This is a genomic window from Nonomuraea sp. B1E8, assembly GCF_039871515.1.
Classification (GTDB): Bacteria; Actinomycetota; Actinomycetes; order Streptosporangiales; family Streptosporangiaceae; genus Nonomuraea.
Genome location: NZ_JBDPLS010000011.1, coordinates 148194 through 162687 on the forward strand (window position 1 = coordinate 148194; position 14494 = coordinate 162687).

Here is a 14494-nt window from a genome sequence, read left to right on the forward strand (position 1 = left end):
CGTCAGATTCGCGTCACACTACCCGACATTCAGGTAGGGCCGGGGTAAACGCGACACCACGCTCTGGCACGGGTCACATGCCGGCGATGAGCTTGTCGACCCGCTCGTCCACGCTGCGGAACGGGTCCTTGCACAACACCGTGCGCTGCGCCTGATCGTTGAGCTTGAGATGCACCCAGTCGACGGTGAAGTCGCGCCGCTTCTCCTGCGCCTTGCGGATGAACTCACCGCGCAGCCGCGCCCGCGTCGTCTGCGGCGGCACCGACTTGGCCTCGAAGATCTTCAGGTCGGACGCCACCCGCTCCACCGACCCGCGCTTCTGCAGCAGGTAGAACAGGCCGCGCTTGCGGTGCACGTCGTGATAGGCCAGGTCGAGCTGGGCCACCCGCGGCGAGGACAGCGGCAGGTCGTACTTCTTCCTGTAGCGCTCGATCAGCTGGTATTTCGTCACCCAGTCGATCTCCCGCGAAACCAGGTCGAGGTTGCCCGTGTCGACCGCGTGCAGCGTGCGCTCCCACAGCTCCAGCACCCGGTGGGCGATGGCGTCGCCGCCGCGGCGGTCGACGAAGTCCTTCGCCTTCGACAGGTATTCCTGCTGGATCTCCAGGCTGGAGGCCTCGCGGCCGTTGGCCAGGCGCACCCTGCGCCTGCCCGTCATGTCGTGAGAGACCTCGCGGATCGCCCTGATCGGGTTTTCCAGCGACAGGTCACGCATCACCGTGCCCGACTCGATCATGCGCAGCACCAGGTCGGTGGCGCCGACCTTGAGCAACATCGTGGTCTCGCTCATGTTGGAGTCGCCCACGATGACGTGCAGGCGGCGGAACCGCTCGGCGTCGGCGTGCGGCTCGTCGCGGGTGTTGATGATGGGCCTCGACCGGGTGGTGGCGCTGGAGACGCCCTCCCAGATGTGCTCGGCCCGCTGCGAGACGCAGTAGACGGCGCCGCGTGGCGTCTGCAGCACCTTGCCGGCCCCGCACACGATCTGCCGCGTCACCAGGAACGGGATCAGCACGTCGGCCAGCCGCCCGAACTCCCCGTGCCTGCCCACGAGATAGTTCTCGTGGCAGCCGTAGGAGTTGCCGGCCGAGTCGGTGTTGTTCTTGAACAGATAGATGTCACCGGCGATGCCCTCTTCGCGCAGCCGCTTCTCGGCGTCCACGAGCAGGCCCTCGAGAATGCGCTCGCCCGCCTTGTCGTGGGTGACGAGCTCGATGACGTTGTCACACTCAGGTGTTGCGTATTCAGGGTGGCTGCCCACGTCGAGGTAGAGACGTGCGCCGTTGCGGAGGAAGACGTTGCTCGATCGGCCCCAGGACACGACCCGCCGGAACAAGTAGCGCGCGACCTCGTCGGGCGACAACCTGCGCTGCCCCCTGAACGTGCAGGTCACGCCGTACTCGTTCTCCAGCCCGAAGATGCGACGATCCATCACCTCACACTATGCCCACGGATCGGCATGCGGGAGAGATCTTCGCAGGTGTTTTCCCGCACCCGCACCATCGGGCGTCCCGTTGACCGGGCGTTTACGGGCGTTCGTCCCGCGCCCGCCCCCTCGGGGCGCGGGTCACACGGCGCGGGTCAAGGGGTGTAGATCTCCTGCACCTTGACGATGCGCCCCTTGTAGACGGTGATCAACGCGGGGTACGGGCGAGCGCCGTGCCGCTTGATGAGTGCGGCCCTGGAACAGCGCTTCGCGCCGAGCCCGGTCTTCCTGCTGACCGTCATATCCGACAGCGTGGACCTGCACCCGTACGCCGACAGGAACACCACGTTCTTCGCGATCGGCGAGGCGTACGCGCCGAGGTTCCCCTCGCGCGGGCCGACGAACCGCCCTTCGGTGTGGGCGCCCTTCTTCCACTTGATGGGCTCGTACTCGGCCACGCCGCCGCGCACGTGGGTGATCCGGCCGCGCAGAATGCCGTTGTGGCGGGAGTGGATCCCCTTGGTGAAATCGTGCCCCGGGTCGGCCTGGAAGGTCGTACCGAAGGTCTTGGGCGCGTTGTACTTCGGGTAGGCGGCCGCGTCGGCGGCGCCGCCGGATATCAGCACCACGGCCCCGGCCGCTCCGGCCGCGAGGATGCCGCGCAGGGAAGTGTTCATGGAACCTGAGATCTTCGACGGCCCTCCGAAGTTCGCCCGAACCATTGTGAAACAGGTCACACTCCGGAGGGCCACCCGAGCCACGGACGCCACCCCGCACCACGGACATCGGCCCACCACAAACGCCGGCCGCACCGGCGTCTCCACCACCACGGACATCGAGCCGTACTACAGGCGCCGTCCCGCGCCACAGGCATCAGGCCGCACAGGAAACCACCGGATGCCCGGCTGCGGCCGCGGGGACCGCCCGTGGGCAGGTCCCCGCGGAAACCTCGGCTACAGCGGCGAGGAGCCGTCGTCCACGTCGCCGTCCGGACCCGTGGGCGGCGGTGTGTCCTTGCCCTCGCCGGCGGGAGGCGTGGACTGGGAGGCCGGTGGGGTGGTCGTCTGGGCGAGCAGCCGCTCCAGCCGCGCCCCCGTCAGCCGGAGGAACTTGCGGTGCTCGCGGTTGCGGTCGAGCACCGCCACCTCCAGCTGCGCCACCGGCGGCCGCTCGCCGCCCGGCTCGGTGAGCGCCGTCAGCGCCACCTCCAGCGCGTCGGCCAGCGACATCGACTCGCGGTAGCGCTCCTTCAGCCGGGTCGCCACCGCCTCGGCCTGGCCGCCCATCGCCGCGAAGCCGTGCTCGTCGAAGACCGACCCGTCGAACGTCAGCCGGTAGATCGCGTCGCCGTCCTTGGTCTCGCCCACCTCGGCGACGACGACCTCCACCTCGAGCGACTTGATCGACTCGGTGAAGATGCGGCCCAGGTTGGAGGCGTAGAGGTTGGCCAGGCCGCGTCCGGTCACGTCGGAGCGGTCGTAGGTGTAGCCGTTGATGTCGGCGTAGCGGATGCCGCCGAGCCGCAGCTCCTCGAACTCGTTGTAGCGCCCGACGGCGGCGAACCCGATGCGGTCGTAGATCTCGCTGATCTTGTGCAGCGCCCGCGACGGGTTGGGCGCCACGAACAGGATGCCGTCGACGTACTGGAGCACGACGACGGACCGGCCCCGCGCGATGCCCTTGCGCGCGTAGTCGGCCTTGTCCCGCATGATCTGCTCAGGGGACGCATATCCAAAAGGCATGGACACGTGCGGTGGTCCTTTCTAGCGCAGCGGGGCGATGGGGCCGTCGGGCGAGATCAGGCGGGCTTCGAGCATCTGCTCCACGTAGGAGGAGACCTGCTCGTCGGTCAGCCGGCGGAAACCGTCGGCGTCGATCACCGCGACGACCGGCCAGATCTTCCTGCTCACGTCGGGCCCGCCGGTGGCCGAGTCGTCGTCGGCCGCGTCGTAGAGGGCCTGGATGAGGGTCATCACCATGTCGTCGGAGGAGGCGCCGTCGCGGTAGAGCTTCTTCAGCGACCCGCGAGCGAAGATCGAACCCGACCCGATCGCGTCGAACCGCTCCCGCTCGTAGGGGCCGCCCGCGACGTCGTAGCTGAAGATGCGGCCTTCGTCCTTGTCGGGGTCGTAGGCGGCGAACAGCGGCACCACCACCAGCCCCTGCATCGCCATGGCGAGGTTGCCCCTGATCATGGTCGCCAGCCGGTTGGCCTTGCCGGCCACCGACATCGTGCGGCCCTCGAGCTTCTCGTAGTGCTCCAGCTCGACGCGGTAGAGGCGGGCGAACTCGAGGCCCGTGCTGGCCGTGCCGGCGATGCCCATGCACGAGTAGTCGTCGGCGCGGAACACCTTCTCCACGTCGCGCTGGGAGATGATGTTGCCCGACGTCGCCCGCCGGTCGCCGGCCATGATCACGCCACCGGCGAAGGTGGCGGCCACGATCGTGGTCGCGTGCGGGACCTGATCGCCGATCGGGGTGGCCAGAACCTCATCCCGCTGTGGCAGCAACTCGGGCGCATATGAACTGACAAACTCCGAGAACGACGAGTTTCCCGTGTTCCGGAAAAGATGGTTCACCAAGCCGACGGGCAGATCCCTGTGCGATGCCACGCGACTCCCTCCAAACGTCAGTGTTCCTAGGGCGACCCTACTCATGTTGGGTTGCTGTCTGCACTTCCCACGATCAGCTCACGGCGAACCATTGTGCACGGCTCCACCGCCGCACCCGTTGAAACCCCCGAACCAGACACCACGCCCGCGAACTGCGCGCTCCCTGTGCGGGGCCCGTCACGAGCCCACCGGCCATACTGGACACCATGGCCACCAGGTCCGCCCGGGACTGGATCCTGCACGTCGACCTCGATCAGTTCATCGCCGCGGTCGAGCTGCTCCGCCGCCCCGAGCTCCGCGGCAGACCCGTCGTCGTGGGCGGCACCGGCGATCCCACCCGCCCCCGCACCGTGGCCGCCACCGCGACCTACGAAGCCCGCGCCCACGGCATCCATTCCGGCATGCCGCTGCGCACGGCGTACAAACGATGCCCGGAAGCGGTCTTCCTGCCCAGCGACCCGCCCGCCTACGAGGCCGCCTCGCAAGAGGTCATGGCCGTCCTCCGCGAGTTTCCCGTGCGCGTGGAGATCTGGGGCTGGGACGAGGCCTTCGTCGGCGCCACCACCGACGACCCTGAGGCACTCGCCGCCGGCCTCCAGCGGGCCGTACGCGCCCGCACCGGGCTGACCTGCTCCGTCGGCATCGGCGACAACAAGCACCAGGCCAAGCTCGCCTCGGACTTCGCCAAACCGGGGGGCGTGCACCGGCTCACCGGCGACAACTGGGCCGAGACCATGAACCACCGCCCCACCGACGCGCTCTGGGGCATCGGCGCCAAGACCGCGAGAAAGCTCGCCGCCCACGGCCTGCACACCGTCGCCCAGCTCGCGGCCGCCGACCCCGCCGATCTCGCCCGCCATTTCGGCCCCACCAACGGCCCGTGGTATCGGTATCTCGCCCTCGGCAAGGGCGAGGCCGAGGTCGTCACCACACCCTGGATCGCCCGCGGCCACAGCCGCGAGACGACCTTCGAGCACGATCTCACCGACAAGGACGGCATCGCCCGCCACGTCACGAAACTCGCCGGGCGCGTGGCGCAGGACACCATCGACGCCGGCCGCGAGGCGACCCGCGTCACCGTCAAGGTGCGCTACACGCCTTTCCTCACCCGCACCCGCCAGGCCAGGCTCCCCGCCGCCACGGCCGACCCGGCGGCCATCATCCGGACGGCCCTCACCGTCCTCGGCCGCTTCGATCTCGACCGCCCCGTGCGCCTTCTCGGCGTCGCGGTCGACTATGCCATGCCCGACGACCAACCCGCCCTCGACCACCTGGACTAGAGATCAGCCGGGAGCCCGGCCCTTCGCCGGCTCCCCATGCCCCGCAGAAAAGGCGCCTGAGCCCGCCCTCGTGGGCGAGCATGCGCGCGACGTCGTCCTGGTGATGCCGTAACGGCAGGCGAACGGATGGTCTGGAGGAAGACCCCGCCGACGCGCGCTCGCCCATCGGGCGTGCGCTAGATGGGCCCGGACCGGGTGATGGCCGTGGCCTCACCGCGGTCCGGGCAGGTCAGTCGGCCCGGCGTTCCCACCCGAATCATCCCTTTAGTTGGTTTTTGCCCTACTCTCCGCCCTTTTGGACATAGCTGCGCACGAACTCCTCTGCGTTCTCCTCGAGAACTTCGTCTATCTCATCCAGAATCGAGTCGACATCGTCCGTGAGCTTCTCCTGCCGCTCCTGAACGTCCGGCGCCGCCGAGGCCTCGGTCTCCTCGACTTCGGACTCGCGCCGACCGGTCTGCTTCTGGCCGCCGGTGTCCTTGGTTGCCATGTCCTACCTCCGTCTGGGGGACTGCCTCTCCTGCATATCTTCCCCGAACCGGGCGACATTGCGCGCCGATCACCCAGTGATCTTGCGGGGTTGACCAGATAGTAGAGCTATCCAATAATGGGACCCCTGAACACACAGGAGGTCGCGATGTCCCCTTCGTCCCTGAGCACTGCCGGTGTGCTCCTCATCACAGTTCCCCTGGTCGCCTTCGGCGGTGTCTCGTTGTTGTCGTTCCTGATGCGGAACGTTCCAGGCTACCTCGACAATCCGGTGCGCCGCGGCCTGTGGCGGGCGGGTCACGCGCACGCGGGCGTGCTGGTGCTCTTCGCCCTGGTGGCGATGGTGTACGTGGATCAGGCGAGCCTGCCGGAAGGCGCCAAGGCCGTGGTGCGCACGCTGATCGTGGCCGCGCCGATCCTGATGCCGCTGGGGTTCTTCCTGTCGGTGGTGCGCCCGAGCGACACCAAGCCGAGCAGGCTGATCTGGCTGACCGTGGCGGGCGGTGTGAGCCTGGCGGCGGGCACGCTGACGCTCGGCGTGAGCCTGCTGTGAGGCGGGGCCGCGCGCGGCGTGTGCCGGTCGCCGCCGTACGCGCGGCCTCCGGCACGTGGCCGGTCGCCGCGGTGGACGCGGCCACCGGCGTGTGGTCAGTCGCCGCCGGTGAGCGCGGCCACCAGGTCCGCGGCGGTGCGGCAGCGGTCGAAGAGCTCCCCGACGTGGGCCTTGGTGCCGCGCAGCGGCTCGAGGGTCGGCACGCGCTGCAGGGACTCCCTGCCGGGGATGTCGAAGATGACGGAATCCCAGGAGGCCGCTGCGACGGCCTCGCTGTACTGGCTCAGGCAACGGCCGCGGAAGTAGGCGCGGGTGTCGGTGGGCGGGTGTTCGACGGCACGCTGGACCTCTTCCTCGCTGACGAGGCGCTGCATGCGTCCGCGGGCGACGAGGCGGTTGTAGAGGCCCCGGTCGGGGCGGATGTCGGAATATTGCAGGTCGACGAGCTGGAGCCGGGGGTGGGACCAGGCCAGGCCGTCACGGCTGCGATAGCCCTCGAGCAGTTCGAGCTTGGCGACCCAGTCGAGCTCGCGGGCGAGCTGCATCGGATCTTCCGCGAGGCGGGTGAGCACGGACTCCCAGCGGTCGAGGATGTCCTTGTTCATCTCGTCGTGGGCTGTGCCGCGCTCCTCGACGTATTTGCGGGCCTGCTCGAGATATTCCATCTGGAGCTGGACGGCGGTGAGCTTGCGCCCGTCGCGCATGGGGATCTCGTAGCGGCAGGAGGGGTCGTGGGAGACGGCCCGCAGGGCCTGCACGGGGTTGTCGACGGCGAGGTCGCGGGTGAGGAAGCCGTCCTCGATCATGGCGAGGACGAGCGCGGTGGACCCGAGCTTGAGATAGGTCGAGATCTCCGACATGTTGGCGTCGCCGATGATGACGTGCAGCCTGCGGTATTTCTCGGGGTCGGCGTGCGGTTCGTCACGGGTGTTGATGATGGGCCGCTTGAGCGTGGTCTCGAGCCCGACCTCGACCTCGAAGAAGTCGGCCCGCTGGCTGATCTGGAACCCTTCGCCGCGGGAGTCCTGGCCGATGCCGACCTTGCCGGCGCCGACGACGACCTGACGGGAGACGAAGAACGGGGTGAGGTGCCGGACGATGTCGGCGAAGGGGGTGGCGCGCCGCATCAGGTAGTTCTCGTGGCAACCGTAGGAGGCGCCTTTGGCGTCGGTGTTGTTCTTGTAGAGCTGGATGGGGGCGTTGGACGGGATGGCGGAGGCTCGGGTTGCCGCGTCGTACATGACTCGCTCGCCCGCTTTGTCCCAGATGACGGCGGCCCGGGGGTTGGTGCACTCGGGCGCGCTGTACTCGGGGTGGGCGTGGTCGACGTAGAGCCGGGCGCCGTTGGTGAGGATGACGTTGGCGAGGCCGAGGTCCTCGTCGGTGAGCTGGGTGGGGTCGGCCACCTCCCGGGCAAGGTCGAACCCGCGCGCGTCGCGCAGCGGGTTTTCCTCCTCGAAGTCCCACCGTGCCCTGCGCGCGCGGGCCGCCGAGGCGGCCAGGTAGGCGTTCACGACCTGCGAGGAGGTCACCATCGCGTTGGCGCCTGGCTGACCAGGTACGGAGATGCCGTACTCGGTCTCAATGCCCACCACCCGACGCACCGTCATGCAACACCCTCTGTTCGTCCGGGTCTGTCTATCCGCCGTTTATATGCCCGAGCCTATGCCCTTCACAGTGCCCCAAGGCCACAAGGTTATGGCACCGACGCCTTTTCAACCTGTACGGCGGGACCTGACGTGCTTTGCGGTGCCTTGCGCGGCTTGAGAAGTCGCTGGATAGGACGTTCAGCAAAGGCATGGACAAGATAGGACAGCAGAATCGCGACCAGCGTCGCGGTGACGGCGACCGCCCAAGCGGGCAGGTCCTCGACGAGCACGGGGATGAGCGCCACCGCGACCACGCCATGGAACAGGTAAAGCGGGTACGTGACCCCGCCGAGCGCGGTGAGCGTCTTCGACGCCCTGAGCCTGAGCAGGCCGAGGGCGACCAGGGCCATCACGGTGAAGATCAGGGTGATGGTGATGATGACGCTGACGTCGGTGACGGGCATGTTCTTGAAGCCCGCGGCCTCGACACGGCTGTGCACCCGGCCGAGCGCGGCGTTGATCGACAGGCCGTACCCGCCGGCCACGTACAACCAGGGCAGCCAGGCGCTGCCGTGTTTGTGGATGAGGTACAGGGACATGCCGGCCACGAAATAGGGGGCGTACCGCGGCATGACGATCTCGTCGAGCAGGTCGTTGCCGAGCAGCTCCGCGCCGAGCGCGGCGACCAGCCAGACGCCCGCGAAGACCAGCACGCGCCGGTACGTCACGCCGATGATCACGAGGACGGCCATCAGCAGGTAGAAGCGGAGCTCTGCCCAGAGCGACCAGTAGACGCCGCTGGCGTCGGTGACCTTGAACAGCCGCTGGAGCATGGTGGCGTTCACCAGGTATTCGCCTGGTGAAAGTTTTGGGTTGAGCGCCTTGGCGCCCGTGATCGCGTAGAGGGCGGCGACCGCGCCGAGGCTGAGCCAGTACGCGGGATAGAGACGCACGAACCGGGACCGGGCGAAGCCGCCGAGCCCTCGGCCCCAGACGGTCATCAGGATGACGAACCCGCTGATGATGAAGAACAGCTCCACGCCGAGGATGCCTAACCCCGCGATGGGCGCCAGCACCGGGAACAGCTCGGCGGGCCTGTCCCCCCAGACGGAGGCGTACGCGACCAGATAGTGGAAGGCGACGACGGCGAGGGCGGCGATGAATCGCAGGAGGTCGAGCTCGGCCAACCGGCCGTCCCCCCGGACATGCTTCGGCCGGTTGGGTGAATGCACGCCCCTTTGACGTAGACGTCGATCATTTTGGTTCCACCGGTCCCTCTGTTCCCACGAGCAACACGCGTGAACGCTCGTCAACGCCGAGCGCACGCCGGGAGGCGTCGCTCAGTTCGAGCAGCCCGGCGGCTCCGGCGGCTCCGCACGGTGACAGCGCCACGCCGTGCCCGGACAGGAGCCGGACCGCGGCGTCCGCCTCCTCGTCGGTGATCGTCATGTAGAGGTCGGCGAGGTGGGACAGGAGGCGATGGGCGATGAGGGAGGGTTCGAGGCAGTCGAGCCGGCCGAGCGTGGTGTGTCCGCCTCTGATGCGGACGGGCTTGCCGGCGCGGGCGCTTTCGAGCAGGCAGGGCGCGCCCTCGGGCTCGACGACGATCATCTTGGGCTGCTCACCCCAGCGGTCCCGTACGTATCCGGCCGCCGCCGCGGCCAGCCCGCCGACCCCCGCCTGCACGAACACGTGCGTGGGCGCGCCGGGGCCCTCGTCCGGGCCGTCTCCGGCGGGCTCAGCCGCGGAAGAGGACTCACCGAGGCCGGAGACTTCGTCGAACAGGACCGTGTAGCCGCGCATGACGTCGAGCGGGACGGCGGTGTAGCCCTCCCACGAACTGTCGGAGACCAGCCGCCACCCCCGCTCCTCGGCCGTGCGGAGCGCGGCGGCCATACTGTCGTCGTAGTGCCGGCCGCTGCGCCGCACCTCCGCGCCGAGGGCGCGCAGCCGCCGCTCGAACGCCTCGGGAACGTCCTCGCTCAGATATACCACGCACGGCACACCTGCCTCCGCGGCTCCCGCGGCGACGGAGATGCCGTGGTTGCCGGCGCTGGCGCACACGAAGGGCGGGCCTCCTGGCTCGCGTTCGGCCATCAGGCGCACGGCGTAGGCGCCGCCGAGCGCCTTGAAGCTGCCCAGCCCCATGCGCAGGCTCTCGTCCTTGATGTGCACGGCGTACGTGCCCGCGAACCCGCGGAGGGTGTGGACGGGCGTGGGCCGGTAGCCGCGGTGCCCGGCGAAGCGGGCGCGGGCCTGGCGGGCGTGCTCGACTCCGATGAGCGCGCGGTCCTGCGCGGTGTACGGGCCGCGGCCGGGGTTGAGGTACTCCACGATCGCCATGCTAGGCGCGGCCGCCGCCTTCCCCGGCGGGCGACCCGCCACGGACGCGCCCCGGCATGCCGTGCCCCCCGGCGGCGACCCCAGGCGGCGGTCCTGGACGACGGCCTGGACGGCCCTTCCAGGGACGCCTTCCAGATGCGGGAGGGCCGCGCGGTCTCCCGCGCGGCCCTCCCGATCAAGGGGTGTTACAGGTACTGGCCGGTGTTGGCGACGGTGTCGATGGACCGGCCGGCTTCGGTGCCCTGCTTGCCGGAGACGAGCGTGCGGATGTAGACGATCCGCTCGCCCTTCTTGCCGGAGATGCGGGCCCAGTCGTCGGGGTTGGTGGTGTTGGGCAGGTCTTCGTTCTCGGAGAACTCGTCCACGCAGGCCGTGAGCAGGTGCTGCACCCGCAGGCCCTTCTGGCCGGATTCGAGGAACTGCTTGATGGCCATCTTCTTGCCCCGGTCGACGATGTTCTGGATCATCGCGCCGGAGTTGAAGTCCTTGAAGTAGAGGACCTCCTTGTCGCCGTTGGCGTAGGTCACCTCGAGGAAGCGGTTCTCCTCGCTCTCGGTGTACATGCGCTCGACGACGCTCTGGATCATGCCCTGGATGGTGGCCTCACGGGAGCCGGAGTGCTCCGTCAGGTCATCGGGATGCAGGGGCAGGTCAGAGATGAGGTATTTCGAGAAGATGTCCTTGGCCGCCTCGGCGTCCGGCCGCTCGATCTTGATCTTGACGTCCAGGCGGCCGGGCCGCAGGATCGCCGGGTCGATCATGTCCTCGCGGTTGGAGGCGCCGATGACGATGACGTTTTCGAGCCCCTCGACGCCGTCGATCTCCGACAGCAGCTGAGGGACGATGGTGTTCTCGACGTCGGAGGACACGCCCGAGCCTCGGGTGCGGAAGATCGAGTCCATCTCGTCGAAGAACACGATCACCGGGGTGCCCTCTGAGGCCTTCTCGCGGGCTCGCTGGAAGACGAGGCGGATGTGCCGCTCGGTCTCACCGACGTACTTGTTGAGCAGCTCCGGGCCCTTGATGTTGAGGAAGAAGCTCTTGCCGGACTGGCCGGTCTTCTCCGCGACCTGCTTGGCCAGGGAGTTGGCGACGGCCTTGGCGATGAGCGTCTTGCCGCAACCGGGCGGGCCGTACAGCAGCACGCCCTTCGGGGGACGGAGTTTGTGCTCGCGGAACAGGTCGGCGTGCAGGTAGGGCAGCTCGATCGCGTCCCTGATCTGCTCGATCTGCCGCATGAGACCGCCGATCTCCTCGTAGGAGATGTCGGGGACCTCTTCGAGCACGAGCTCTTCGACTTCGGACTTGGGTATGCGCTCGTAGACGTAGCCGGAGCGAGGTTCGAGCAGGAGCGAGTCGCCCGCCCTGATGGGCTGGCCGACCAGCGACTCGGCCAGTCGCACGACGCGCTCTTCGTCGGCGTGCGAGATGACCAGGGCCCGCCGTCCCTCGTCGAGCAGTTCTTTGAGCATCACGATCTCGCCGACCTCTTCGTAGCCGAGGGCTTCGACCACGTTGAGCGCCTCGTTGAGCATGACCTCCTGGCCACGCCGCAGCGAAGCGACGTCGACGGCGGGGCTCACGTTCACCCGGAGCTTGCGACCTCCGGTGAACACCTCGATCGTGCCGTCTTCTCGGGCCTCCAGGAAGGTGCCGAAGCCGGATGGCGGCTGCGCCAGCCGGTCGACCTCCTCCTTGAGGGCGACGATCTGGTCCCTGGCCTCCTTGAGTGTGGCCACCAGGCGTTCGTTCTGGCCGGTCACGGCCGCCAGATTGGCCTGTGCCTCATGGAGACGCTCTTCGAGGACCCTGGCCTGACGGGGTGACTCGGCCAGCTTCCTCCTCAGCGCGGTGATCTCCTCCTGGAGGAAGGAGACCTGTGTTGAAAGATCAGCGACCTCCCGTTCGCGCTGCGCGGCTCGAGCCTCAGCATCATCGCGAGCTGCCACGCCCCGTCACCTCCTTCCCAGTCGAGGGCGACTACTAAGGACCTTACCTATCTCGGGCCCCTCCGTAACCTGGCCGGGCAGTGTTCGTCGTGTGACATTCAGTATTCGGTGATTAATCCCTAATAGTGCGTTTAATACTCCCAGCATATGAACACGGCCATCTGTTCCCGTGTCACGCACCAACGCACCCTCGTGGCCAAATTGTCATAGTTCTTCGGTCGTCCCCTTCGGTCGTCGACGGCGCGGCGGCGGAGTCACGCCGTCGGCCATGCGGCGGGCGGTGACGAGGAACCCGGTGTGGCCGATCATCCGATGATCCGGTCTCACCGCGAGTCCTTCGACGTGCCAGTCGCGAACCAGGGTCTCCCACGCATGCGGCTCGGTGAAACACCCATGATCGCGAATGACCTCGACCGTCTTGGACAGCTGGGTCGTCGTGGCCACGTAACAGCAGATCACGCCCCCCGGCGTCAGCGCCTTGGCGACCGCGTCGACGCACTCCCAGGGGGCGAGCATGTCGAGGATGACGCGGTCGACGTCGACCTCGTCGATCGAGGACACCAGGTCGCCGGTGACCAGGCGCCAGTTGCCCTCCATGGGACCGCCGTAGAACTTCTCCACGTTCTTGCGCGCCACGTCGGCGAACTCCTGGCGCCGCTCGTAGGACGTGACGTGCCCCTCCGGGCCGACCGCGCGCAGCAGGAAGCAGGTCAGCGCGCCGGAGCCGACACCCGCCTCGACGACCCGGGCGCCGGGAAAGATGTCGGCCATGCCGACGATCATGGAAGCGTCTTTCGGGTAGATGACGGCCGCGCCGCGCGGCATGGCCAGCGTGTAGTCCTGCAGCAGGTGGCGGAAGGCGAGGTAGGCGGTGCCGCCCGAGGAACGCACGACGGAGCCTTCAGGCTGCCCGATCAGATCGCTGTGCGGGATGGCGCCCTTGTGGGTGTGGAAGACGCCGTCCTCCTTGAGCGTGATCGTGTGGCGCTTGTTCTTGGGGTCGGTGAGCTGCACCTGATCCCCCGCCTGGAAAGGCCCATGCCTGCGGAAACCCATGGCGGCAAGGTTATAGGGCTTTCGAGCGGGTCAGGACGCGCGATAAGTATGGGTGATGCTCCCGCACGACGTGATCGCCACCGGCTCCCTCATCCTGCGGCCACCCGTGGAGTCCGACGCCGAGGCGATCGTCACGACCTGCGACGACCCGGTGTCGGCCAGATTCCTGCCGCTCCTGCCGTCGCCGTACGGGGCCGGCGACGCGCTCGATTACCTCGGCAGGTCCGCGGCCAGGTGGCGGGACGGCGGGGCGGAGTTCTCGATCACCGAGAACGGCCGCTACGCCGGCTCCATCGGCGTCAGGCCGCCGGACCGCTGGGGCGTGACCGAGATCGGCTACCTGGTGGCGCCGTGGGCCCGGGGCAAGAACGTCGCGGCCACGGCGGCCAGGGCGGTCACCGACTGGCTGTTCGACCACGGGGTGCGCCGGGTCGAGCTGCAGACCGAGGTGGAGAACGTGGCGAGCCTGCGCGCGGCGTACAAGGCGGGTTTCCGCGAGGAGGGGCGCAGGCGGGACGCCAAGCAGGTGCGCGACGGCCGGTACGCCGACTTCGTCACGTTCGGCCGGCTGGCGGGCGACGCCGTGGCGGTGGCGGAGCCGTACCTCCCGTTCTTCAAGGGCGGGGAGCTCACCGACGGAGTCGTGGTGCTGGAGCCGCTGGCCGCCGAGGACGCCATGGACTTCCACCGGATGATGGCCGAGCCGAGCGTGGCGGTCTACTCCGTGGGGCCGCCGGCCACGCTGGAGGACAACGAGCGGCGCTGCCGCTACACCGGCTACTGGTGGGCGTCGGGCCAGCGCGTCGAGCTGGCGATCAGGGACGCGGCCTCGCGGGCGTTCGCGGGGCACCTGCAGCTGACACAGGTGGTCCCGACCCTGGGGCAGGCGATGATCGGCTACTCGCTGGTGCCGCCGCACCGGGGGAAGGGGCTCATGACGCGGGCGGTGCGGCTGCTGGTCGACTGGGCGTTCGCGAGCACGCCCCTGCACCGGATCGTGGCGGGCACCGACGCGCGCAACACGGCCTCGCAGACGGTGCTGGAACGGGCGGGGTTCAGCCGGGAGGGCGTGCACCGCGAGCTGTTCCCGCAGCCGGACGGCACCTGGGCCGACGACGTGGCGTGGGCGCGCCTGCGGCAGGACCAGCCCGCGGGCCGGAAATCCTGATTTCCTGTTGAGGGCTGGTCAAGGGCGCC

At 68.7% G+C, this 14494-nt stretch carries 13 protein-coding genes; 3 read left to right on the forward strand and 10 right to left on the reverse strand.

Annotated features, from left to right (window positions below; all coding sequences use genetic code 11):
• Positions 1-73 precede the first annotated feature (73 nt).
• From pafA to prcB, 4 genes are all read right to left on the reverse strand, one after another.
• Positions 74-1432 carry a Pup--protein ligase gene (gene pafA / locus ABGA98_RS31960; RefSeq protein ID WP_103962987.1) on the reverse strand — a complete coding sequence of 453 codons (1359 nt, stop codon included), beginning with the start codon at positions 1430-1432 and terminating at the stop codon, positions 74-76.
• Between the two features lie 149 nt (positions 1433-1581).
• The gene (locus ABGA98_RS31965) at positions 1582-2103 is read right to left on the reverse strand and encodes a hypothetical protein (protein ID WP_347622127.1); all 522 of its coding nucleotides are present in this window, start codon (positions 2101-2103) and stop codon (positions 1582-1584) included.
• A 276-nt stretch (positions 2104-2379) separates the two neighbouring features.
• The gene (gene prcA, locus ABGA98_RS31970; RefSeq protein WP_347622315.1) at positions 2380-3168 is read right to left on the reverse strand and encodes a proteasome subunit alpha; all 789 of its coding nucleotides are present in this window, start codon (positions 3166-3168) and stop codon (positions 2380-2382) included.
• Positions 3169-3189: 21 nt separating this feature from the next.
• Positions 3190-3936 (reverse strand): proteasome subunit beta, encoded by a 747-nt coding sequence (gene prcB, locus ABGA98_RS31975; protein WP_347622128.1) that lies wholly within the window; start codon positions 3934-3936, stop codon positions 3190-3192.
• A 308-nt stretch (positions 3937-4244) separates the two neighbouring features.
• Between prcB and ABGA98_RS31980 the strand changes: the two genes are divergently transcribed.
• Positions 4245-5318 carry a DNA polymerase IV gene (locus tag ABGA98_RS31980; RefSeq protein WP_347622129.1) on the forward strand — a complete coding sequence of 358 codons (1074 nt, stop codon included), beginning with the start codon at positions 4245-4247 and terminating at the stop codon, positions 5316-5318.
• Positions 5319-5598: 280 nt separating this feature from the next.
• On the opposite strand, the gene ABGA98_RS31985 is transcribed toward ABGA98_RS31980, so the two are convergent.
• Positions 5599-5808 carry a ubiquitin-like protein Pup gene (locus tag ABGA98_RS31985; protein ID WP_347622130.1) on the reverse strand — a complete coding sequence of 70 codons (210 nt, stop codon included), beginning with the start codon at positions 5806-5808 and terminating at the stop codon, positions 5599-5601.
• Between the two features lie 147 nt (positions 5809-5955).
• On the opposite strand from ABGA98_RS31985, the gene ABGA98_RS31990 reads away from it, so the two are divergent.
• Positions 5956-6360, forward strand: a complete 405-nt coding sequence (locus ABGA98_RS31990; RefSeq protein WP_347622131.1) for a hypothetical protein — start codon at positions 5956-5958, stop codon at positions 6358-6360.
• 95 nt (positions 6361-6455) lie between these two features.
• Here ABGA98_RS31990 and dop read toward each other — a convergent pair whose 3' ends face one another.
• The 5 genes from dop to ABGA98_RS32015 all read right to left on the reverse strand — a co-directional run bounded on the left by dop (position 6456) and on the right by ABGA98_RS32015 (position 13297).
• The gene (gene dop / locus ABGA98_RS31995; protein ID WP_347622132.1) at positions 6456-7970 is read right to left on the reverse strand and encodes a depupylase/deamidase Dop; all 1515 of its coding nucleotides are present in this window, start codon (positions 7968-7970) and stop codon (positions 6456-6458) included.
• Positions 7971-8056: 86 nt separating this feature from the next.
• The gene (locus ABGA98_RS32000) at positions 8057-9136 is read right to left on the reverse strand and encodes an acyltransferase (protein ID WP_347622133.1); all 1080 of its coding nucleotides are present in this window, start codon (positions 9134-9136) and stop codon (positions 8057-8059) included.
• A 67-nt stretch (positions 9137-9203) separates the two neighbouring features.
• Positions 9204-10283: a pyridoxal-phosphate dependent enzyme gene (locus tag ABGA98_RS32005; protein ID WP_347622134.1), complete on the reverse strand. Its 1080-nt coding sequence runs from the start codon at positions 10281-10283 to the stop codon at positions 9204-9206.
• Positions 10284-10477: 194 nt separating this feature from the next.
• Positions 10478-12241 (reverse strand): proteasome ATPase, encoded by a 1764-nt coding sequence (gene arc, locus ABGA98_RS32010; RefSeq protein WP_347622135.1) that lies wholly within the window; start codon positions 12239-12241, stop codon positions 10478-10480.
• A gap of 204 nt (positions 12242-12445) precedes the next feature.
• Positions 12446-13297, reverse strand: a complete 852-nt coding sequence (locus ABGA98_RS32015; protein WP_347622136.1) for a tRNA (adenine-N1)-methyltransferase — start codon at positions 13295-13297, stop codon at positions 12446-12448.
• Positions 13298-13352: 55 nt separating this feature from the next.
• On the opposite strand from ABGA98_RS32015, the gene ABGA98_RS32020 reads away from it, so the two are divergent.
• Positions 13353-14465, forward strand: a complete 1113-nt coding sequence (locus ABGA98_RS32020; protein ID WP_347622137.1) for a GNAT family protein — start codon at positions 13353-13355, stop codon at positions 14463-14465.
• Positions 14466-14494: the final 29 nt, after the last annotated feature.